The sequence below is a fragment of the Oerskovia turbata genome, from assembly GCF_000718325.1.
Lineage (GTDB): Bacteria > Actinomycetota > Actinomycetes > Actinomycetales > Cellulomonadaceae > Oerskovia > Oerskovia turbata.
Genome location: NZ_JOFV01000006.1, coordinates 87987 through 108591, shown reverse-complemented (window position 1 = coordinate 108591; position 20605 = coordinate 87987). Strand labels below are relative to the sequence as shown.

Below are 20605 nucleotides of genomic sequence, written 5' to 3'. Positions count from 1 at the left end.
GCGAGGAAACGGCCCTGGTCGTCGATCGCCGCCCGGTTGACGACCGGGCAGGGAAGCCCGGCGTGGACAAGCAGGAGCCTGGCCCTGGTCTCCATGCTGGAGTCCGTACCAGTCTGGACGAGATCGAGCGCAGCGCGGGCCTTCGTCAGCCCCTTCATCTTGCGGGTCGAGTCCGTGAGGGTGCGCAGCTCGGCGAGGTTCGTGGCCGCTCCCTTGCGCCGGAGCATCGCGTCGCCCAGGACGACCAGCTCGTCGATGGTCAGCCGGTGCGACAGATGGAGCCAGGTCTGAGCAGCCGACGTCACGAGCAGCCCCTGATGCAGCACCGTCGTCAGGTTCGACTGACCGCAGAAGTGCCAGACGATCCCCGCCCGGGTCGAGCGCTGGGCTCGCCGCGGTGCGACGACGTGCAGCGGTTCGACGTCGTCCGGAGCGGTGACTGACGATCCTGGGCGTCGTTCCATCCTCCAGGGGACCTCGACACCGAGGAGACGTAGGGCGGTGACGTGACTGAACGCTGCCGGGGGCGGGACGAACAGCGCGGCTGCCCGGCACCGTGCCGTGACGTCGTGGGGGTCCTGCTCCCCGACGGTCCGGACTCCACGGAACGGCGACCCCCACCACGGTTGGCGGAGCTCGTGCGGCGACTCCCCGGCAGCGAGCGCGGTGCGGGCAAGGAACGGGCCTTCGGGCCGAGGTGGCGTCGTCATTCGAGCAGGCTGCCGGACGTCGGTCGCTCAGCGCTGGGTGAGCGACCGCCCTGTGGAGAACAGGGCCGTCCACAGCCTCCTGTGTCGGGTCACCGACCCGTGGGTGCGGAGTTCTTGTGCGACACGCCCGGCATGTCGCACAAGAACTCCGCACTCAGCGTTTCCGGAGGGCGGGACGTCAGTCTGTCAGGTCCACGATGACCGGGACGTGGTCCGAGGCGCCCTTGCCCTTGCGCTCGTCGCGGTCGATCTCGACGCCCGTCGCGCGGGCACGCAGCGCGGGCGACAGGTAGGCGTAGTCGATCCGCATGCCCTGGTTCTTGGGGAAGCGCAGCTGCTGGTAGTCCCAGTACGTGTACTTGTGCTCCTCGGGGAAGAAGTCCCGCGTGACCTCGTTGTACCCGGCCGCCGCGAACGCCGAGAACGCCGCCCTCTCGGCCGGGGAGGTGTGCGTGTGCCCCGCGAACACGGCCGGGTCCCACACGTCGGTGTCGAGCGGCGCGACGTTCCAGTCCCCGACGAGCGCGACCTGCGCCGCGGGGTCGGCCTCGAGCCATCCCGCGGCCTGGGTGCGCAGGTTGTGCAGCCACTCGAGCTTGTACGGGTAGTGCGGGTCGTCGAGCGCGCGGCCGTGGGGCACGTACAGGCTCCACACGCGCACGCCTCCGCACGTCGCCCCGATCGCGCGGGCCTCCAGGTGCGGCTCGGCCCCGAAGTGTGGCTGCGTCGCGAAGCCCGTCTCGACGTCCTCGATGCCCACGCGGGAGGCGATCGCGACGCCGTTCCACTGGCTCAGGCCGAAGTGCGCGACCTCGTAGCCCGCGGCCTCGAAGACCTCGTGCGGGAACTGGGCGTCCTTGCACTTGGTCTCCTGCAGCGCGAGCACGTCGGTGCCCGATCGTTCGAGGAAGGCGACGGCCCGCTCGGCGCGGGCTCGGATCGAGTTGATGTTCCAGGTGGCGAGACGCATGGCGACAGGCTATCCGGGGCGGCCGACGCCGTGGGGCGAGGCGGCGGGAGCGGGTGCGCGGCGCCGTCGGGCGTGCGGGTCTCCTGACCGCCCCGCGCCCCCTAGGCTGAGGCCATGGCGACTGCACTGATCACCGGCGCCAGCGCCGGCCTGGGGCTCGAGTTCGCGTGGCAGCTGGCGACGGCCCGTCACGACCTGGTCCTCGTCGCGCGCGACGAGGAACGCCTCGAGCGTGTCGCGGCGCAGATCCGTGCGGCCGCGGGCGTGCGGGTCCAGGTGCTCCCGGCGGACCTCTCGGTGCCCGACGACGTCGCGCGCGTCGCAGCGCGTCTCGCCCTCGTGGAACCCGAGGATCGCCCCGTGGGCCTGCTCGTCAACAACGCCGGCTACGCGGTGCACCAGCGCTTCGTGGGCGGCGACGTCGACGCCGAGGTCACGGCCCTGGACGTCATGGTGCGCGCCGTCCTCGTGCTGTCGCACGCCGCGGCGGGCCAGATGACCGAGCGCGGGCGCGGCGCGATCCTGAACGTCGCGTCGGTCGCGGCGCTCACCGCGAGCGGGACCTACTCGGCCGCCAAGGCGTGGGTGCGGACCTTCACCGAGGGGCTCGCGGTCGAGCTGCGCGGGACGGGCGTCACGGCCACGGCCCTGTGCCCCGGGCTCACGCACACCGAGTTCCACGAGCGCGCCGGGATCGACTACACGCAGCTGCCCGAGGTCGCGTGGCTGAACGCCGACCGGGTCGTCGCGGCCGCCCTCGCAGACGTGCGCCGCGGCGTCGTGATCTCGACGCCCTCGCTGCGGTACCGCCTGGCGTCGGGACTGCTGCGGGTCGCGCCGCGCGCGGCCGTCCGGGCGTTCGAGGGACGCTAGGGGAGTGCGGCGCAGGGGGAGGTGCACATGAGCAGGGAGTCCGTCGTCGGGCTGGTCGTGCTGGGGGTCCTGCTGGTGCTCGTGGTCGCGGTGGCCGTGCTGGGCGTCGTCGCCCGGCGGGCGCGGCGGGGAACGCAGGACGCGCTGCTCCGTGACCTCGGCTGGGAGGGCGCACCGCCCGAGGACGCGTTGCTCGACCGGTGGCGGGGCGCCCCGTTCGACGTCCAGGACCGGGGCCGTGTCGAGGACCTGCGGCGAGGGACGTTCGAGGGCCGCCCGCTGACGACGTTCCGGTACGCGTGGCGCTCGGCCGCGACCATGGCGGGCCGCGGACGCCCCACGATGGTCGAGTGCCAGGTCGTGGCCCTCGACGCCCCGTGGGACGTCCCGACGGTCGAGGTCGTGCCCGTGGGCTACCGGCAGCCGTCGGTCCAGCGGGTCGTGGGGCGCGAGGTCGTGTTCGACGAACCCGCGTTCGCCGCGGCCTGGACGGTGCGGGCCCCCGACGAGCTCGCGGCTCACGAGCTCCTGACGGCGCGCGTGCGGCAGGAGCTCCTGGCCCCCGCGTACGCCGGGACGCGGCTGCGGTTCGAGTCGGGAGCGCTCCTGTCGTGGACGGACGGCCCGGCGCCGGTCGAGGACGTGCGCGACCTCGCGCTGCTGCTCGCCGGTGTGCTCGGGCACGTCGGTGCCCCCGGGCGTCCGGAGGGCGAGGACGCACGGCCGGCGCAGGCGCCGGACCGTTAGCCTTGACCCCATGACCGAGACCTCCACGCACCTGTCCCCGACACCCCGCGAGCAGCTCCGCGACCTGATCGCCGAGCTCGCGATCGTGCACGGGAAGGTGACGCTGTCCTCCGGCAAGGAGGCCGACTACTACGTGGACCTGCGCCGCGTCACGCTGCACCACCGTGCGGCCCCGCTGATCGGGCACGTCCTGCTGGACCAGCTCGAGGAGGTCGGGCTGGGCACGGCCGAGGTCGACGCCGTGGGCGGCCTGACGCTGGGCGCCGACCCGATCGCGACCGCGCTCCTGCACGCCGCCGCCTCGCGCGGTCAGGACCTCGACGCGTTCGTGGTCCGCAAGGCGGCCAAGGCGCACGGCATGCAGCGCCAGATCGAGGGGCCGGAGATCGCGGGGCGCCGGGTCGTCGTCGTCGAGGACACGACCACGACGGGCGGCTCGCCCATCACGGCGATCGAGGCGGCGCGGGCTGCGGGCGCCGAGGTCGTGGGTGTCGCGACGATCATGGACCGCGACACGGGGGCGCGCGAGAAGATCGAGGCGCTCGGCGTGCCGTACCACTCGATCTTCGGCCTGACCGACTTCGACCTGGCCTGACGGGCCCGCGACGGGCCCGCGACGGGCCTGACTGGCCTGGCCGGCCCGCTGACCTGACGGGTCCCGACGAGCAGGGGGAGCGATGGACGGTTCGTGGTTCGTGGTCGTGATGGCGCTGCTCGCCGTCGCGGGGGTGCTCGTCGGCTGGTGGGGGCACCGGGCGCGGATCGCGCTGCTCGAGCGCTGGGCGGCGGCGAACGGGTGGGAGCACCACGGCGTGGATCCTGCGCTCGCGCGCCGATGGCGGGGGGCTCCGTTCGACGAGGGGCGCTCGCGGCGTGCGACCGAGGTCCTGACGGGGCCGTTCGAGGGGCGCTCGGCTCTGTCCTTCACGTACTCGTGGACCACGGGCTCGGGCAAGGAGTCGACGACCCACTCCGCGCACGTGGTCGCGCTGCTGCTCGACGTGTCGTTCCCGACGCTCCAGCTCACGCCCGAGGGGCTCGGCGCGAAGCTGGCCAAGGTGTTCGGGGGCCAGGACATCCAGCTCGAGTCGGACGCCTTCAACCGGGCGTGGCGGGTCGAGTCGAGCGACCTGCGGTTCGCGCACGACGTGCTGCACCCGCGGACCATGCACCGGCTGCTGGAGGCGGACTTCGAGCGCCGGTTCCTGCGGATCGAGGGTGACGCGATCCTCGCGTGGACGGGCGGGAGGACGGTGCCGGACAACGTCTTCCCGATGCTCTCGCGGCTCGCGGTGGTCGTCGACGCGGTCCCGGACTTCGTGTGGCTGGATCGAGGGGCGCTCCCGCCGCGGCGTGCGGAGAGGCCGCCGCGAGGGCCGGGCGGCGCCGGCGCGGGGTCGGCGGCCGAGGTTCCGCCGTGGGGCACGCCGGCGCCGTGAGCCGCGCGGTCCGGCGGGTGGTCGCACCGCTACGATGCACCTACCTTCCGCGTCGCCCGACGGCGTCTCGCGCCCGGTCCGTCAGGTCCGGTCGTGCGATGCTCGGGCGGGCGGTCCGACCGGCTCAGCCCAAGGGGGCAGCATGACAGGCGGCACCATCGCCTTGATCGTCATCGGCATCGTCGTCCTGATCGTCCTGTTCTGGGCGGTCGCGCAGTACAACGGCTTCGTCCGGCTGCGGAACCTGGTGCAGGAGTCGTGGCGCCAGATCGACGTCGAGCTGCACCGTCGTCACGACCTCATCCCGAACCTCATGGAGACCGTGAAGGGGTACGCGGCGCACGAGCGCGGCGTGTTCGACGAGGTCGCGGCGGCTCGTGCGGCCGCGGCCGGCCCGGCGTCGGGTCCTGCGGACCAGGCGGCCAAGGAGAACCAGCTGACGCAGGCCCTGGGGCGGCTGTTCGCGGTCGCCGAGGCCTACCCGGTGCTGCGGGCGAGCGAGAACTTCGGTCGGCTCCAGGACGAGCTGACGAACACCGAGGACCGCATCGCGGCCGGTCGCCGGTTCTACAACGCGAACGTGCGCACGTTGAACACGAAGGTCGAGACGTTCCCGCCGAACGTCGTGGCGCGGATGTTCGGGTTCCAGCGGGCGGAGTACTTCGAGGTCGAGAACCCGGCGGTGCGTGCCGCGCCGCGTGTCGACTTCCACGGGAACGGGTCGATCGTCGACCGCTGAGAGCGAGCCCTGAGCGGGTCCCTGAGCGGGCACCGGAGAGGGTCTGGGGGCCGGGCGATGCACGGGTGTGACTCCACGCACACCAGATAAGGTTTGCCTTGCTTTAGTGAGGTAGCCCTTATATGGTCCACGAGGCGGTGGTCGAGAGACCCGTCGCCGTGCGTCGCCACCGCGGGCGGCCCTGGACCTTCACAGGAGATCGAGTGCTCATCACGCAACGGGGAGGGCGCCGACGCGCCCTCGCGTCACTCCTGACCGGAGCGCTCGTCGCCGGTCTCACCGTCGTCGGGGTCGCTCCGGCGGGCGCGGCCGCGGACACCGTCACGGTGTCGGGCGGCAGCGCCACCTGGAACCTCAAGGACAGCTGGACCGACTACGTCGGTGCTGCGGGGACCATCACCCCCGCGCTGACGGGCGGCGTGTCGGTGTACTCGCCCGCGGGCGGGACCGTCGACCCGGTCTCGGGGGTCGGGGAGGTCCGATTCGGTGGGTCGACGCGCTACAGCGCCCACGGTGGCGTCCTGGACGTCACGGTCTCGGACCTGCGCCTGACGGTCAGCTCGCCGACGTCCGGCTTCCTCACCGCGGACTTCGTCACGCCCGCCAAGACGTCGGGTGACGTCAAGGTCGCGGAGGTGGCGGTGACGACCGCCCGCAAGGGTGACACGCTCACGGTCGTCGCGGACGGCAACCTGTCAGGGGCCCTCGGTGACGTGGACGCCAACCTCGCACGGTACGCCGGTCAGGCGATGTCCACCCTGACGGCGACGCTCGACGCGCCGCTCCCGGTGGCGCCCGCGACCTCGACGACGACCACGCTCGCCGTCTCACCCGCAGGCACCTCGGTCGAGGGCACGGCCCTCGCCCTGAGCGCGACGGTGGCCCCCGCCGCCGCGGGCACGGTCGAGTTCCGTGACGGCGCCTCGCCGCTCGGCACCGCCACGGTGTCCGACGGCGTCGCGAGCCTGGACGTGCCCGCCCCGGCCGTCGGCACGCACTCGGTGAGCGCGCACTTCACGCCGACGGACGCCGCGGCGTTCATGCCCTCGACCTCGGCGTCGGTCACGCACACCGTGACGGCCCAGCAGGTCGAGCCGCCGGCCCCGGTCGCGGACCCCCAGGTCACGGTCAGCCCGACCGAGGACGTCGACCCCGCGGTCGAGAACACGTTCACGATCTCGGGCACCGGGTTCGTCGGCGCGGGGGCGAGGTACGGCGCGTACGTGCTCCTCGGTGAGACGTCGCTCTGGAGCGGTGGATCGGCCCTGCCCGGTACAGGCTGGGTCAAGCAGGTGTTCGTCCCGAGCACGCTCGTCAAGGACGGCGCGTTCACGACCACGATCACGGTCCCGGCGGGCACGCTCGACGCGTCGACGTCCTACCAGGTCGCCACGTCGGCCGCGCACGGGCTGTCGGTCACCGACCGCTCGCTCGACACGTTCACCCCGATCACTCTCCAGGGCGCGGAGCCCGCGACCCCGGTGTTCGAGCCGAAGGTCGAGGTCTTCGCCGCAGACGGGACGACGCCGCTCGGCACCACCCTGGTGCGTCCGGGTCACGAGATCGTCGTGAAGGGAACCGGCTTCGACCCGGCGGCGAACGTCGGGGGCCGTGGGATGCCGATCCCGGCGCACCTGCCGCAGGGCAGCTATGTGGTGTTCGGGTCGTTCGCGAAGGACTGGCAGCCCTCGACGGGGGCGCCGTCGTCGGCTCGCAGGGTCGGGCCGCAGGTCTGGGCCCTGGCCGAGTCGGTGCTGGACCAGGTGCCGCCGCAGTTCCAGGGCGCGATCCGCAAGGACTGGGCGAACATCTCCGCCGACGGCTCGTTCACGGCGACGCTGAAGCTCACGACGCTCGACGCGATCGAGGGCGGTGCGTTCGGTGTCTACACGTACGCCGCGGGCGGCGTGAAGAACGCCGCGCAGGAGAAGACGGTCGCGGTGAACTTCACCAACGCGCCGGCCCCGGTGTTCGAGCCGCAGATCGAGGTCTTCGCCGCCGACGGCACGACGCCGCTCGGTAACACGCTGGTGCGCGCGGGGGACAAGGTCGTCGTGAAGGGCTCCGGGTTCGACCCGGCCGGGAACGTCGCCCCCGAGGGCAACCGTCCGCCGATCTCGGCGGGCAACCCCGCAGGGACGTACGTGGTCTTCGGGAAGTTCGCCGACGCGTGGAAGCCGTCCGCAGGTGCACCGTCGTCGGCCCGCGTGGTCGGCGACCAGCGGTGGGCGCTCAGCCAGGCCGGGTTCGACGCGATCTCGCCTGCTTTCCAGGGGGCGGTGCGTGGTCAGTGGGTCACGGTCTCGCCCGAGGGCGAGTTCACGGCCGAGCTGACGGTCAAGCCCAAGCAGGCTTCGGGCGTGGACGTCGCGTGGCCGGAGACGGGCTCGTTCGGTGTCTACACCTACGGCGCCGGCGGCGTGACGAACGCCGCCCAGGAGCTCTCCGTCCCGGTCAGGTACACCGACGCACCGGCCCCGGCGCCGCTCACGGTCACTCCCGGCTCGGCCGCGGTGAAGGTCGGCCAGAAGCTCACGCTGACGGTCGAGGGGCTCGGGTCGGGCGACTCCGTGGCCTCGGTCCGGCTCGGCGGGGTGCCCGGGACGTTCACCGCACAGGGCGGGAAGGTCACCGTGACCGTCCCGGCCGGCCTGACCCCGGGCGCACACCCGGTCATGGTCACGAGCGCACTGGGCGCGACGGGCGAGACGAGCATCGCGGTCGTCGGCGCGAGGACGGTCGGCAGCCTCCGGTGGGGCTTCAAGGAGAGCTTCCGCAGCTACGTCGGACCGTCGGGGATCACGCTCGGCGGCGGTGCGACGTGGGGCGCGGACGGCGTCTTCTCGTTCGTCCAGACGAGCTCTGCCGAGGACCACGTCTCGTACGCGGGCTCGGTCCGCTTCGCCGCCCACGAAGGCGTCCTGGACACGACCCTCTCCGACCCGCAGGTCGTCCTCTCCGAGGACGGTTCGGCCGGCCTCGTGATGGACGTCCGCTCCGCGACGACGAGCGGCGGCATCGTCGAGGGGACCGTTGTCCTGGCGACCCTCGACCTGGACGCGGCCACGGTCACGTCCACCGGTGACGTCGAGACGTTCGCAGGGGTCCCCGCGGTGCTCACCGCGGAGGGCGCGGACGCGTTCTCCGGGTTCTACGCCGCCGGTACCGTGCTCGACCCGGTGACGTTCACGGTCGGGGCGGACCACGAGGGCGACCTCCCGACCACCGAGCCCGGCGGGACCCCGCAGCCCATCGACACGACCAAGGCCACCCTCTCGACCTACCAGGTCGCTCCCGGTGGGCAGGTCACGATCAGCGGTGTGGGCTTCGGGGCGAACGAGACGGGCCTGACGTCGATCATCCGGTCGACGCCGCGTACCCTCGCGACCGGAGTCACGGCCAACGCCGGCGGCGCCGCGTCGGCCACGGTCACGATCCCGAAGGACCTCGAGCCCGGCGAGCACACGCTGTCCCTCGAGGGCGCGAACCACAAGGTGTCCGCGGTCATCACCGTCACGGGCACGACCAGCACCTCGGGTGGTTCCACCGCCCAGCAGTGCTACGCGCAGGGCGTCAACGGCGCGACCCTGAGCTGGGGCGTGAGCGACTCGTTCCGTGCGTACATCGCCGGGCCGATCGCGAAGGGCTCGGTCTCGACCAGCGGCGTCAAGAACGGTTCGTCCTTCACGTGGAGCGGCGGCAAGGGCTCCTTCAACACGGACCTCGGCAAGGGACGCGCGAGCTTCGCCGGCTCGGTCACGTTCACGGGCCACGACGGCATCCTCGACCTGCGGGTCTCCAACCCGCGGGTCCAGGTCGACGGCAGCAAGGGCACCCTGGTGGTCGACGTCGTGAGCAGCGACATGCAGGGCAACAAGTCCACGAGCAAGGGCGTCGCGTTCGCGAGCCTGAACCTCTCGGGCAAGAAGTCGACCTCGGGCAGCACGATCACGTGGTCGGGGGCCCCCGCCACGCTGACCGCTGCGGGCGCCAAGGCGTTCGCGGGCTTCTACGAGCCGGGGACGGCGCTCGCCCCCGTCACGTTCAGCTTCCCGATCGGCGGTGACGTCGAGTGCGACGTCTACTCGGGCCTCGCGGACACCGGCACCGACTCGGCGACGCTCACGGCCTTCGCCGTGATGCTGCTCCTGGGTGGCGCCGGCCTGCTCGCGGTGAGCAAGCGTCGTCGGGCACGCGCCGACGCCTGACGACCCACCTGCACGACCAGGGCGGGCCGGGACCTCTCGAGGTCCCGGCCCGCCCGTTCGTCCTCCTGCTCCGCGCTGCCGCTAGGCCGGCGACTCCGCGCTGACCGCGAGGAGCGGCTTGTAGCGGTTCTCGGGCCGACCGGCCGAGCCGTACCGCGGGTTGACCTCGGCCTGGCCGATCGCCACGAGGTGCTCGAGGTAGCGTCGGGCGCTGACCCGGGACATGCCCGTCGCCTCGGCCACGTCGACCGCCGAGGCGTCGACCGAGCCGGTCCTGCACACGTCGACGAGAGCCCCGACGACGAGCTCCAGGCTGCGGTCGGACAGGCCCTTCGGCAGCTGAGGGCCCTCGTTGCGGGCCTGCCGGACGAGCCGGTCGACCGTGGCCTGGTCGAGCGCCCCGTCGGTCGCCCGCACCTGCGCGCGGAACCGGACGACCTCGTCGAGCCGCCCGCGCAGCACCGCCGCGGTGAACGGCTTGACGAGGTAGTGCTGCACCCCGCCCGCCATGGCGCGTCGCACGCTGTCGAGCTCGCGCGCCGCCGTCGTCGCGATGACGTCCACGGGCGGACCGGGCCGCCGACGGAGCTGGTTCAGGACCGCGAACCCGCTCGTGTCCGGCAGGTAGATGTCGAGCAGGACGAGGTCCGGCTCGAGCACCGAGATCGCTCGCACCGCCTCCGCGCCCGTGCGCGCCTCGCCGACGACGACGAAGCGTGGGTGGCTCTCCACGAACCCGCGGTGCAGGCGGGAGATGAGCGGATCGTCCTCGACGATCAGGGTGCGCAGTCGGTCGTCTGTGGCAGTCATCGGTGCACCGTCCCGGCGAGTCGGTCGAGTGCGGCCCCCGAGAGGGCCGCGGAGGAGCGCCCTGGCAGCGTCAGCGTCAGGCGCGCGCCACCGAGCGGTGAGGTCGTGAAACCGACGGTGCCGCCCCGCCGGGCGACGATCCGTCGCACGAGGGCGAGCCCGATGCCGCGCGCGGTTCCCGCGTCGGAGCCTGGCGTCGGCTGGAGCTGGGGTGAGGGGGCGTCGTCGTGCCGGAGGGCGTCCCACCGGGGCACCGACGACGGCCCGACGCCGGCACGCGGCACCCGGCGGACGGACCGAGGAGCCTGGGCCCCCGCGTGCTTGGTGCTGAAGCCGGGCCGGAAGACCGCGGCGCGCAACGCCGTCGGGACGCCCGGGCCGTCGTCGTCGACGAGGACGACGACCTCCTCGGCGTCCTCCTGGACGAGGACCTGGACCGTCCCGCCGGGGCCCGCCGCGTCGATCGCGTTGTCGATCGCGTTGCCGAGGATCGTCAGGACGTCCTGCTGGAGGGCCGTCGCCTCGGGGGAGCCGGGGGCGTCGAGCACCGAGCAGGGGTCGACCTCGAGGTCGATCCCGCGCTCGCGCGCGGTGGTCGCCTTGGCCAGGAGCAGTGCCGCGACCTGCGGGCTGTGGACGCCCGGGGCGATCACGCTCGCCGTGAGGAGCCCGCCGTGCCCGGCACGCTCGATGAAGGCGACGGCCTCGACGTGCTGCCCCAGCTCGAGGAGCCCCGAGACGACGTGCAGCTTGTTGGCGAACTCGTGCGACTGCGCGCGCAGCGCGTCGGTCAGGTCACGGGCGCCGTCGAGGTCCTGCAGGAGGGCGTGCAGCTCGGTGTGGTCGCGCAGGACGAGCACCGCGCCCACGGCCCTCCCGTCGACCGTGGCCGGGTTGGCGCGGGCCAGGAGCACGCGTTCGCCCGCGAGGAGCAGCTCGCCGCTCGAGTGGTCGCCCGGCCGGTCGGCGAGCTCCAGGAGCTGGCCGTCGAGCACGTCGGTCGCGAGCGACCCGACCGGGGCCTCGCCGGGTCCCAGACCCAGGAGGCGACGCGCCTCGTCGTTCACGAGGGCGACCCGCCCGGTGCGGTCCAGGGCCACGACGCCCTCGCTGATGCCGTGGAGCATCGCGTCACGCGTCTCGAGCAGGGACGCGATCTCCTCCGGCTCGAGCCGGAAGATCCTGCGACGGACCAGCTGCGTGACCCACCAGGCGCACACGACGCCGCCCGCTGCGGCGGTGCCCAGCGCGAGGAGCAGGCCGTCCAGGTCCTCGCGGAAGTCCGCGTGGAGCTGCGACTCGAGGATGCCGACCGACGCAGCCCCGACGACGGTCCGCCCCGACTCGTCGTAGATCGGGACCTTGACGCGCCACGACTCGCCCAGGGTGCCGGTCTGGGTCCCGATGTAGGTCCCCCCGGAGAGGGGGACCGAGGGGTCGGTGGACACACGTTCCCCTATGCGTTCCTCCGTGGGGTGGGACATGCGGATGCCCTCGTCGTCGGTCACGACGACGTAGGTCACGTCCGAGGCCTCGCGGATGACCTCGGCGATGGGCTGGATGGTGGCCGACGGGTCGGCCGAGCCCAGCGCGTCCCTGATGGCAGGCAGCCCCGCGACGGACTGCGCGACCCCGGTCATCCGATCCAGGTACGCGTCACGAAGCTGCCGCTCCTGCAGGGTCCCCGCGACCACGCCTGCGGCCGAGACCACGGCGAGGACGATGACGACCTGCAGCAGGAGCAGCTGAACCCTGAGCGGCATTGCCCATCCCACCGGACCAGTGTGCCTCAGGCCCCGGGGGCGGTCCGCCACTCGGGCGCAGAACCGAGACGTACCCGTGACCTGGCGCCGGAAATCGCCCTGACCACAACGACCACAACGTCCATTACGACCTCAGCGACCACGCACCGCCTCCGCGCTCCTAGGCTCCGCTGCACACCAACGGCCCGGGACCACGACGTCGCGAGGCCGGTCTCAAGGAGGAGAAATGGCATCCGTCGTCAGCCCGCGCAGCGGGCACAGCACCAGCCGGCCGGGGCGTCGCCGCCTGGTCGGCGCAGCAGCACTCACGAGCCTCGCCCTCGCCCTCAGCGCCTGCGCAGGCCTGACCCCGGGCGGCGAGGCCCCGGCCTCCGAGGGCGGCGACAAGCCCGCCGCGGTCGGCCTGGCCTCGCTCGACATCATCGTGCCCGCCGACCCCGGCGGCGGCTGGGACCAGACAGGCCGCGCGCTCCAGAAGGAGCTGCAGGGCACCGGGCTGGCGAAGACCGTCAACGTGACCAACGTGGGCGGTGCGGGCGGGACCGTCGGCCTGGCCTCGCTCGCGAACGTCACGGAGCCCAACACCCTCATGGTGACCGGGCTCGTCATGGTCGGTGCGGTCGAGACCAACAAGTCCCAGGCCCGCATCGAGGACACGACGCCGATCGCACGCCTCACGGAGGAGCCGCTCGTCATCGTCGTCCCGGCCGAGTCCAGGTACACGACGCTCAAGGAGCTCGTGGACGACATCGTCGCCAACGGCAAGGACGTCACCGTCACCGGCGGGTCGGCGGGCGGCGCGGACCACATCCTCGCGGGGATGCTCCTCAAGCAGGCCGGCGTCCCGTCGGAGAAGGTCGTCGACACGCTCAACTACGTCGCGTACTCGGGCGGTGGTGAGTCCCTCGCCGCCCTCCTCGGCAACAAGGTCAGCGCCGGGATCTCCGGCGTGGGCGAGTACGTCGAGCAGGTCAACGCGGGCACGGTCCGCGCGCTCGCGGTCACGAGCCCCGAGAAGGTCGAGGCTCTCCCCGACGTCCCCACGCTCCACGACGCGGGCTACGGCTTCGACCTCACGAACTGGCGTGGCGTGCTCGCGCCCGCCGACATCACGGACGAGGAGCGCGCCGCGCTCGAGGCCGTCCTCACCGAGCTGCACGCCTCCGAGGAGTGGCAGGCCACGCTCGAGGAGAAGGGCTGGGCGGACGCGTTCCTCACCGGCGCCGACTTCGACGACTACCTCCAGCAGAACATCGTCGACATCCAGACGGTCCTGCAGGACATCGGTCTGGTCGTCTGACATGTCCCCGTCCTCAGTCGTCCCGCCCGGTGAATCCCCCGCACCGGGCGGGGCCTCCCCCCAGGCCACCACGGGCCGCCGTGCCGCCCCGCGCGGCCAGGACCCGGTGACCGAAGAGGTCCCGCTCACCGACGGGACCGGGCCGTCGGGTGCCGAAGCGGCGAACGCCGTCCCGGCCCCCCGGCGGCGGATCGGCGAGTACGTCGTCGCCGGGGTCACCGTGGCGCTCGGCGTGTTCGTGATCGTCGACGCCGGGACCATCGTGGTCCCGGGGTCGGCGACCACCATGGGCCCCCGGGCCTTCCCCTATCTCGTCGGCGGCCTGCTGCTGATCTCGGGCGTCCTCGTCCTGATCGGGCTCCTGCGCGGCAAGTTCGGCGAGGAGGACGACGGCGAGGACGTCGACCCGGACGTCAGGACCGACTGGAAGACGGTCGCGCTCCTCGGCGGCATCTTCGTGGCGCACGTCTACACGATCAACCTCGCCGGCTGGCCGGTGGCGGCGACGCTGCTCTTCGGCGGGTCGGCGATCGTGCTCGGCGCCCGCCCCTGGTGGCGTGCGATCGCGCTCGCCGTCGTCCTCGCGCTCGTCATCCAGCTCGTCTTCGGCGGACTGCTCGGCCTGTCGCTGCCCCCCGGCCCGTTCCTCGAAGGGGTGAGCTTCTTCCGTGGATAACCTCTCCGCACTCATGGAAGGCTTCGCGACCGTCGCGCAGCCCGTGTACCTGCTCTACGCGCTGTTCGGCGTGTTCATCGGGACGGCGGTCGGCGTCCTGCCGGGCATCGGCCCCGCCATGACGATCGCGCTCCTCCTTCCCCTGACGTACTCGCTCGACGCGACGGCCGCGATCATCGTGTTCGCGGGCATCTACTACGGCGGCATGTACGGCGGTTCGACGACCTCGATCCTGCTGAACACCCCGGGGGAGTCCGCCTCGATCGTGACCGCGCTCGAGGGCCACAAGATGGCCCGGCTCGGCCGCGGCGCGGCAGCGCTCGCCACGGCCGCGATCGGGTCGTTCGTCGCAGGCACCATCGCGACCGTGCTCCTGACGCTCGTGGCCCCCGTCATGGCGAAGTGGGCGGTCCAGCTCGGCGAACCCGACTACTTCGCGCTCATGATCGTCGCCTTCATCACGGTGGGAGCGCTCCTCGGCAGGTCCGTCTCACGCGGCATGGTCGCCCTGGCCTTCGGCCTGTTCCTCGGGCTCATGGGCACGGACACCCTGACCGGGCAGCAGCGCTTCACGTTCGGCGTCCCGAACCTCGCCGACGGGCTCAGCGTCGTCATCGTCGCCGTGGGGCTGTTCGCGGTGGGCGAGGCGCTCTACGTGGCCTCTCGCCTGCGGCACGGACCGGTGCACGTCATCCCGGTCGAGAAGGGGTGGCGCTCCTGGATGAAGCCCGAGGACTGGCGCCGCTCGTGGAAGCCCTGGCTCCGCGGCACCGCGATCGGCTTCCCCGTCGGGACCATCCCGGCCGGTGGCGCCGACGTGGCGACCTTCCTGTCGTACGCGACCGAGCGCAAGCTCGCGGGCAAGCACAAGGACCAGTTCGGCAAGGGAGCCATCGAGGGCGTCGCCGGCCCGGAGTCGGCGAACAACGCCGCGGCCTCGGGCGTCCTCGTCCCGCTGCTGACCCTGGGGCTGCCAACTACCGCGACCGCGGCCATCATCATCGTCGCGTTCCAGTCGTACGGGATCCAGCCCGGTCCGCTGCTCTTCCAGACGCAGTCGTCGCTCGTGTGGGCGCTCATCGCGAGCCTCTACATCGGCAACCTCATGCTGATCGTCCTCAACCTGCCGCTCGTCGGCATGTGGGTCAAGGTCCTGCAGATCCCCCGGCACTACCTGTACGCGGGCATCCTGCTGTTCGGGGCGCTCGGGTCCTATGCGCTCAACTTCTCCCCGATCGACGTGCTCATCCTGCTCGTCGTCGGTGTGGTCGGCTTCTTCATGCGGCGCTACGGCTACCCCGTGGCCCCCATGGTGGTCGGCATGATCCTCGGCCCCATGGCCGAGGACCGCCTGAGGCGCTCCCTGACCATCAGTCAGGGAGACCTCTCCTACCTCGTGACGAGCCCGTTCGCGGCCACCGCGTACGTCTCGATCCTCGTGATCGTGGGCCTGGGCCTGTGGCTCAAGAGTCGCGAGAAGCGTGCCAACGCCGAGCTGTCCCGGCTCGGCGAGGAGATTCGTGAAGAATCCCAGTCGCAGGAGGTGAACTGATGACCGTCGTCCTCGCCTACGCGCCCGGCGACCTCGGAACCGCCACCGCCCGTACCGCGGGCCGGTCGGCCGCGCTGCTCGGGTCCAAGGTCGTGATCGTCAACGCGACCCGGTCCGACCGGCTCGTCGACCCCCGGTGGGCCGACGAGGCCGAGCTGGCCCACGTCATCGAGATCCTCGACGAGGCCCATGTCGACCACGAGGTGCGCCACCTGAAGTCCGGCGCCCTGCCGGCCGACGTGGTCCTCGAGGTCGCCGACGAGGTCGACGCCGAGCTCATCGTCGTCGGCCTCCGCCGCCGGACCCCGGTGGGCAAGCTCGTGCTCGGCTCGACGCCTCAGCAGATCCTGCTGCGGGCGAGCTGCCCGGTACTGGCCGTCAAGGCCTGATCCGCGGCCCACGGACCGCCGCCCCGGTACCCCGAGCTGGTCGGGGTACCGGGGCGGTGCGCTGCCCGGGGAACCGCGGTGAGGCCGCCCACGGGTGCCGGGGCGTCCGTGGGCGGCCGGGCCGCCGGTCGGCACGCCGGCCCTCGCGCAGGGCCGTCCGCCGGAGGGGCTCAGATGCGGTCGACGAGGTCCGCGATCGAGTCGACGACCTTGCTGGGCCGGAACGGGAACGTGTCGACCTCGTGCAGCTTGGTCGAGCCCGTCATGACGAGGTACGTGTAGAGCCCCGCCTCGATGCCCGCGACGACGTCGGTGTCCATGCGGTCGCCGATCATCGCGGTCGTCTCGGAGTGCGCGTCGATCCGGTTGAGCGCCGACCGGAACATCATCGGGTTCGGCTTGCCCACGAAGTAGGGCTCGCGTCCTGTCGCGGCGGTGATCATGGCCGCGACCGCGCCCGTGGCAGGCAGCGGCCCCTGCTGCGAGGGGCCGGTCGTGTCCGGGTTGGTGCAGATGAAGCGTGAGCCGCCCAGGATCAGGCGCACGGCCTTGGTGATGGCCTCGAACGAGTAGGTGCGGGTCTCGCCGAGCACCACGTAGTCGGGGTCCGACTCGGTGAGCGTGTAGCCGGCCTCGTAGAGGGCCGTGGTCAGGCCCGCCTCGCCGATCGCGTACGCGCTGCCACCCGGGACCTGGTCGCTCAGGAACTGCGCGGTGGCCAGCGCGGACGTCCAGATCGACTCCTCGGGCACCTCGATGCCCGAGGTCGCGAGGCGCGCCCGCAGGTCGCGGGCCGTGAAGATCGAGTTGTTGGTCAGGATGAGGAACGGGCGCTCCTTGTCGCGCAGGGCCCGGATGAACTCCGGGGCGCCGGGGATGGCGTGGCCCTCGTGGACGAGCACGCCGTCCATGTCGGTGAGCCAGCTCTCGATCACGCGGGTCATCGGTGGTCCTCTCCTGGGGTGTGCTCGACGGTGTCCGTCGACGTCTCGGGCCCTGTCACCGGGGTCGTGGTCGCCTCCGCGGCGCCCGTCCCGGTCGTGGTGGTGGCGCTCGCGGCCTTGACCCGCTGGGACTCCCGACGGGCGCGGAGCACCTCGACCACGACGGGGATCACGGAGACCGCGACGATCAGCACGAGGATCGTCTCGATGTGGTCGTTGACGAACTGGACGTTGCCGAGCCAGTAGCCGAGCAACGTCACCCCGACGCCCCAGACGAACGCGCCGACCAGGTTGTAGACCACGAACGTGCGGTAGCGCATGCCGCTCATGCCGGCGGCGACGGGAGCGAACGTCCGCAGGAAGGGCACGAAGCGCGCAAGGATGACCGTGCGACCGCCGAAGCGTTCGAAGTAGTCGTGCGCCTGGTCGATGTACTTGGTCTTCAGGACGCGCGCGTCGGGCGTGAAGAGCCGCGGACCGATCTTGTTGCCGATCAGGTACGCGAGCTGGTCCCCCAGGAACGCGGCGGTGAAGATCATGGCGCACACGAGCCAGATCGACAGGTTCAGCTCGTCCTGCGCGACGAGCAGCCCCGCGGTGAAGAGCAGCGAGTCGCCGGGCAGGAACGGGAACAGCAGGCCGGTCTCGATGAAGATCACGGCGACGATGCCGAACACCGCGTAGACGCCGAAGCGCTCGATGAACCCGCCGATCATGTTCCGCGCGTCGAGCCAGTCGGGCCCGAGGGCGACCACGTGGCCCCCGTCGAGGGGGGCGAGAGCGGCCACCGCGTCGGGCAGCGCGCTGGTCAGGAGCAGGTCGGTGAGCACGCACCCAGCGTAGTGGGCCACCGGGCCCGGGGGAGCGAGGACAATGGCCGGGTGACCGACCTTCCGCCCGACACGCTGCCCGCCCAGGAACCTGCCGAGGTACCTGCCGAGGTACCCGCCCCCCGCCGCGAGGACGAGGTCGAGGTGGGTGTCGGCCCGTGGCCCGGGGGCAGGGCGGCGTGGCCGACCGACCTGCGCTACGACGTCGACCTCCTGGAGCACGGCGACCGCCGCAACGTCGTGGACGCGTACCGCTACTGGACGGTCGAGGCGGTCGTCGCGGACATGGACGCGCGCAGGCCGCGCGACCGGCGCCTGCACGTCGCGATCGAGAACTGGGGCCACGACCTCAACATCGGCTCGGTCGTGCGCACCGCGAACGCGTTCAACGCGGCCGGGGTGCACATCGTGGGGCGGCGCCGCTGGAACCGTCGCGGCGCGATGGTCACGGACCGCTACCAGCACGTGAGCCACCACCCCCAGGTCGAGGACCTGCTGGCGTGGGCGGGCCAGCAGGGCGACGGCGCGGGCATCCCCGTCATCGGGATCGACAACGTGCCCGGCTCGATCCCGATCGAGGGCTACGCGTTCCCGCCCGAGTGCGTGCTGCTGTTCGGCCAGGAGAGCACGGGCCTGTCGGACGAGGCACGGGCGGCGAGCCGCGACGTCCTGCACATCACGCAGCACGGCTCGACGCGGTCGATCAACGCGGGCGCCGCGGCGGCGATCGCGATGCACGCGTGGGTCACGCAGCACCTCGTGGTCCCCTGACGCGTCGGTCCCGCGGCCCACCCCGTGAGACGTCCCAACCCGTGGTGACGAGCGTCCACCTGGGGGACGGGCGACACCACCGGTAGGGATCCATGACAAAATCATGGGGATAACAGGGCGCGCGGCAGTGTCGTCGGCACCCACCTCCTTCCGTCATTGGAGTTCTGCAGATGGCTATCGCAACCCCCGAGGTCTACGCCGAGATGATCGACCGCGCGAAGGCAGGCAAGTTCGCCTACCCCGCCGTCAACATCACGTCCTCGCAGACCGTGACCGCCGCCATTCAGGGCTTCGCCGAGGCCGAGTCCGACGGCATCATCCAGGTCTCCGTCGGTGGCGCCGAGTACGCGTCCGGCTCGACGATCAAGGACCGCGTGACCGGTTCGCTCGCCCTCGCGGCCTACGCGACCGAGGTCGCGAAGAAGTACGACGTCACCATCGCCCTGCACACGGACCACTGCGCCAAGCAGAACCTGGACTCCTGGGTCCGCCCGCTGCTCGCGATCGAGGCCGAGCAGGTCAAGAACGGTGGCCTGCCCACCTTCCAGTCGCACATGTGGGACGGCTCGTCCGTGCCGCTCGACGAGAACCTGATCATCGCCGAGGAGCTCCTCGAGCTCTCGGTCGCCGCGCGCACCATCCTCGAGATCGAGGTCGGTGTCGTCGGTGGCGAGGAGGACGGCCACACGGCCGAGATCAACGACAAGCTCTACACGACGGTCGAGGACGGTCTCGCGACGGTCAAGGCTCTCGGTGCGGGCGAGAAGGGCCGCTACCTGACGGCCCTCACGTTCGGCAACGTGCACGGCGTCTACAAGCCGGGTGCGGTCAAGCTGCGTCCGTCGATCCTCGCGGACATCCAGAAGGCCGTCGGCGACGCGATCGGCAAGGAGAACCCGTTCGACCTCGTCTTCCACGGCGGCTCGGGCTCGACGCTCGAGGAGATCACGGAGGCCGTGGACAACGGCGTCATCAAGATGAACATCGACACGGACACGCAGTACGCGTTCACGCGTCCGGTCGTCGACCACATGTTCCGCAACTACGACGGCGTCCTGAAGATCGACGGCGAGGTGGGCAACAAGAAGGCCTACGACCCGCGCGCCTGGGGCAAGCTCGCCGAGGCCGGCATGGCTCAGCGCATCGTCGAGGCGTCGCAGCAGCTGCGTTCCGCGGGCCAGAAGATCCGCTGAACGGCTCGCTGAGCCGCCCGCGAGGGCGGTGAGCCCGGCGGGAGCGTCCCGCCACCAGGAGTGCCGGCAGGCCCCGGTCCGTGACGGACCGGGGCCTGCTGCGTGTCGTCCGGGGGTGCCGGTGCCCGACGGCGGAGCGAGGGCCGGGCGGGCCGCGTCAGCGGTCGGTGCGCGGGAGGCGACGGCTCCCGTTGAGGTGCGTGACGCCGTCGGGCAGGTCGAAGCCGGGGTCCTCGTCGACGATGTCGAGCATGTCCCCGATGCGCGTGACCTCCAGCAGGAACCGCACCGTCGGCGGGGCGCGCAGCACCCGGACCCGGTGCGGCCCTCGGGGCGCGAGCCGCGCGAGGAACGCGACGCCCGAGGAGTCCATGAAGGTCACGTGATGGGCGTCGATCTCGACGGGCAGGCCCGTGGCCTCGGCGTCGGCCGTCGCGTCCAGGAGGTCGGCGCCGAGGTCGGCGTCGATCTCGCCTGACAGGACGATCCGTGCCCGGGTCGCCCCGACGATGACGTGGACGCTCGCAGGATCGGCCTGGTCCGTGACGACGCCGCTCGCCCCGAGTTCGGGGTCCTCGGGCTCGCTACCAGCCGTGGTGTTACCGTCGCGCACGTTGCTCCTCCCAGCGTGGACCGGACCCGCACAGGTCTCGGAGATCACCAATCTACGGTTGAATGTCCACTCGGGACA

At 72.1% G+C, this 20605-nt stretch carries 18 protein-coding genes; 12 read left to right on the top strand and 6 right to left on the bottom strand.

Translation table 11 applies throughout. From position 1 onward, the window contains the following. Window positions 1–888: 888 nt before the first annotated feature. A complete protein-coding gene (locus IE95_RS0107860; protein ID WP_030151076.1) occupies window positions 889–1680 on the bottom strand; it encodes an exodeoxyribonuclease III in 792 nt (263 codons plus the stop codon). Window positions 1681–1794: 114 nt separating this feature from the next. Between IE95_RS0107860 and IE95_RS0107855 the strand changes: the two genes are divergently transcribed. The 6 genes from IE95_RS0107855 (at window position 1795) to IE95_RS0107830 (ending at window position 9686) form a co-directional block, all read left to right on the top strand. Next, window positions 1795–2553 carry an SDR family NAD(P)-dependent oxidoreductase gene (locus tag IE95_RS0107855; protein WP_030151075.1) on the top strand — a complete coding sequence of 253 codons (759 nt, stop codon included), beginning with the start codon at window positions 1795–1797 and terminating at the stop codon, window positions 2551–2553. A gap of 27 nt (window positions 2554–2580) precedes the next feature. Then, window positions 2581–3300, top strand: a complete 720-nt coding sequence (locus tag IE95_RS0107850; RefSeq protein ID WP_129429512.1) for a hypothetical protein — start codon at window positions 2581–2583, stop codon at window positions 3298–3300. Between the two features lie 10 nt (window positions 3301–3310). Further along, entirely contained in the window at window positions 3311–3895 is a 585-nt protein-coding gene (gene pyrE, locus IE95_RS0107845) for an orotate phosphoribosyltransferase (RefSeq protein ID WP_030151073.1), read from the top strand. Window positions 3896–3977: 82 nt separating this feature from the next. After that, window positions 3978–4739: a hypothetical protein gene (locus IE95_RS19535; RefSeq protein WP_051702876.1), complete on the top strand. Its 762-nt coding sequence runs from the start codon at window positions 3978–3980 to the stop codon at window positions 4737–4739. A 142-nt stretch (window positions 4740–4881) separates the two neighbouring features. Next, window positions 4882–5478 (top strand): LemA family protein, encoded by a 597-nt coding sequence (locus IE95_RS0107835; RefSeq protein WP_036571475.1) that lies wholly within the window; start codon window positions 4882–4884, stop codon window positions 5476–5478. Window positions 5479–5681: 203 nt separating this feature from the next. Further along, entirely contained in the window at window positions 5682–9686 is a 4005-nt protein-coding gene (locus IE95_RS0107830; RefSeq protein ID WP_030151070.1) for an HtaA domain-containing protein, read from the top strand. An 81-nt stretch (window positions 9687–9767) separates the two neighbouring features. Here the strand turns inward: IE95_RS0107830 and IE95_RS0107825 are convergent, their stop codons facing one another. Both IE95_RS0107825 and IE95_RS0107820 read right to left on the bottom strand, forming a co-directional pair. Continuing rightward, on the bottom strand, window positions 9768–10496 hold the full coding sequence (locus IE95_RS0107825) for a response regulator (protein ID WP_036571473.1): 729 nt from the start codon (window positions 10494–10496) through the stop codon (window positions 9768–9770). Further along, on the bottom strand, window positions 10493–12259 hold the full coding sequence (locus IE95_RS0107820; protein WP_051702875.1) for an ATP-binding protein: 1767 nt from the start codon (window positions 12257–12259) through the stop codon (window positions 10493–10495). Before IE95_RS0107820 ends, IE95_RS0107825 begins: the two co-directional genes overlap by 4 nt. A 226-nt stretch (window positions 12260–12485) precedes the next feature. On the opposite strand from IE95_RS0107820, the gene IE95_RS0107815 reads away from it, so the two are divergent. The 4 genes from IE95_RS0107815 to IE95_RS0107800 are packed head-to-tail and all read left to right on the top strand — an operon-like array spanning window position 12486 to window position 16176. Then, window positions 12486–13559: a Bug family tripartite tricarboxylate transporter substrate binding protein gene (locus IE95_RS0107815; RefSeq protein WP_084689955.1), complete on the top strand. Its 1074-nt coding sequence runs from the start codon at window positions 12486–12488 to the stop codon at window positions 13557–13559. Window position 13560: 1 nt separating this feature from the next. Further along, window positions 13561–14235: a tripartite tricarboxylate transporter TctB family protein gene (locus tag IE95_RS0107810; RefSeq protein ID WP_084689954.1), complete on the top strand. Its 675-nt coding sequence runs from the start codon at window positions 13561–13563 to the stop codon at window positions 14233–14235. Beyond that, on the top strand, window positions 14228–15787 hold the full coding sequence (locus tag IE95_RS0107805; protein WP_030151065.1) for a tripartite tricarboxylate transporter permease: 1560 nt from the start codon (window positions 14228–14230) through the stop codon (window positions 15785–15787). Before IE95_RS0107810 ends, IE95_RS0107805 begins: the two co-directional genes overlap by 8 nt. Next, entirely contained in the window at window positions 15787–16176 is a 390-nt protein-coding gene (locus tag IE95_RS0107800) for a universal stress protein (protein WP_030151064.1), read from the top strand. Before IE95_RS0107805 ends, IE95_RS0107800 begins: the two co-directional genes overlap by 1 nt. 170 nt (window positions 16177–16346) lie before the next feature. Here the strand turns inward: IE95_RS0107800 and IE95_RS0107795 are convergent, their stop codons facing one another. Together IE95_RS0107795 and IE95_RS0107790 are read right to left on the bottom strand one after the other, a co-directional pair. Then, window positions 16347–17120: an HAD-IIA family hydrolase gene (locus IE95_RS0107795; protein ID WP_030151063.1), complete on the bottom strand. Its 774-nt coding sequence runs from the start codon at window positions 17118–17120 to the stop codon at window positions 16347–16349. Next, the gene (locus tag IE95_RS0107790; RefSeq protein WP_084690011.1) at window positions 17117–17950 is read right to left on the bottom strand and encodes a DedA family protein; all 834 of its coding nucleotides are present in this window, start codon (window positions 17948–17950) and stop codon (window positions 17117–17119) included. The genes IE95_RS0107795 and IE95_RS0107790 overlap by 4 nt, the downstream gene beginning before the upstream one ends. Window positions 17951–18025: 75 nt before the next feature. Here IE95_RS0107790 and IE95_RS0107785 point away from each other — a divergent pair, with 75 nt between their 5' ends. After that, window positions 18026–18721, top strand: coding sequence for a TrmH family RNA methyltransferase (locus IE95_RS0107785; protein ID WP_030151061.1), 696 nt, complete (start codon window positions 18026–18028; stop codon window positions 18719–18721). A 170-nt stretch (window positions 18722–18891) separates the two neighbouring features. Then, the gene (gene fbaA / locus IE95_RS0107780) at window positions 18892–19914 is read left to right on the top strand and encodes a class II fructose-bisphosphate aldolase (RefSeq protein ID WP_030151060.1); all 1023 of its coding nucleotides are present in this window, start codon (window positions 18892–18894) and stop codon (window positions 19912–19914) included. 157 nt (window positions 19915–20071) lie between these two features. Here fbaA and IE95_RS0107775 read toward each other — a convergent pair whose 3' ends face one another. Next, a complete protein-coding gene (locus IE95_RS0107775; protein WP_084689952.1) occupies window positions 20072–20527 on the bottom strand; it encodes an STAS domain-containing protein in 456 nt (151 codons plus the stop codon). Between the last annotated feature and the right edge of the window lie 78 nt (window positions 20528–20605).

Excerpts from the sequence above, each read along its gene's own strand:
- IE95_RS0107860 (WP_030151076.1), bottom strand. The coding sequence starts at position 1,680 with ATGCGTCTCGCCACCTGGAACATCAACTCGATCCGAGCCCGCGCCGAG.
- IE95_RS0107855 (WP_030151075.1), top strand. The coding sequence starts at position 1,795 with ATGGCGACTGCACTGATCACCGGCGCCAGCGCCGGCCTGGGGCTCGAG.
- IE95_RS0107850 (WP_129429512.1), top strand. The coding sequence starts at position 2,581 with ATGAGCAGGGAGTCCGTCGTCGGGCTGGTCGTGCTGGGGGTCCTGCTG.
- pyrE (WP_030151073.1), top strand. The coding sequence starts at position 3,311 with ATGACCGAGACCTCCACGCACCTGTCCCCGACACCCCGCGAGCAGCTC.
- IE95_RS19535 (WP_051702876.1), top strand. The coding sequence starts at position 3,978 with ATGGACGGTTCGTGGTTCGTGGTCGTGATGGCGCTGCTCGCCGTCGCG.
- IE95_RS0107835 (WP_036571475.1), top strand. The coding sequence starts at position 4,882 with ATGACAGGCGGCACCATCGCCTTGATCGTCATCGGCATCGTCGTCCTG.
- IE95_RS0107825 (WP_036571473.1), bottom strand. The coding sequence starts at position 10,496 with ATGACTGCCACAGACGACCGACTGCGCACCCTGATCGTCGAGGACGAT.
- IE95_RS0107820 (WP_051702875.1), bottom strand. The coding sequence starts at position 12,259 with ATGCCGCTCAGGGTTCAGCTGCTCCTGCTGCAGGTCGTCATCGTCCTC.
- IE95_RS0107815 (WP_084689955.1), top strand. The coding sequence starts at position 12,486 with ATGGCATCCGTCGTCAGCCCGCGCAGCGGGCACAGCACCAGCCGGCCG.
- IE95_RS0107810 (WP_084689954.1), top strand. The coding sequence starts at position 13,561 with ATGTCCCCGTCCTCAGTCGTCCCGCCCGGTGAATCCCCCGCACCGGGC.
- IE95_RS0107800 (WP_030151064.1), top strand. The coding sequence starts at position 15,787 with ATGACCGTCGTCCTCGCCTACGCGCCCGGCGACCTCGGAACCGCCACC.
- IE95_RS0107795 (WP_030151063.1), bottom strand. The coding sequence starts at position 17,120 with ATGACCCGCGTGATCGAGAGCTGGCTCACCGACATGGACGGCGTGCTC.
- fbaA (WP_030151060.1), top strand. The coding sequence starts at position 18,892 with ATGGCTATCGCAACCCCCGAGGTCTACGCCGAGATGATCGACCGCGCG.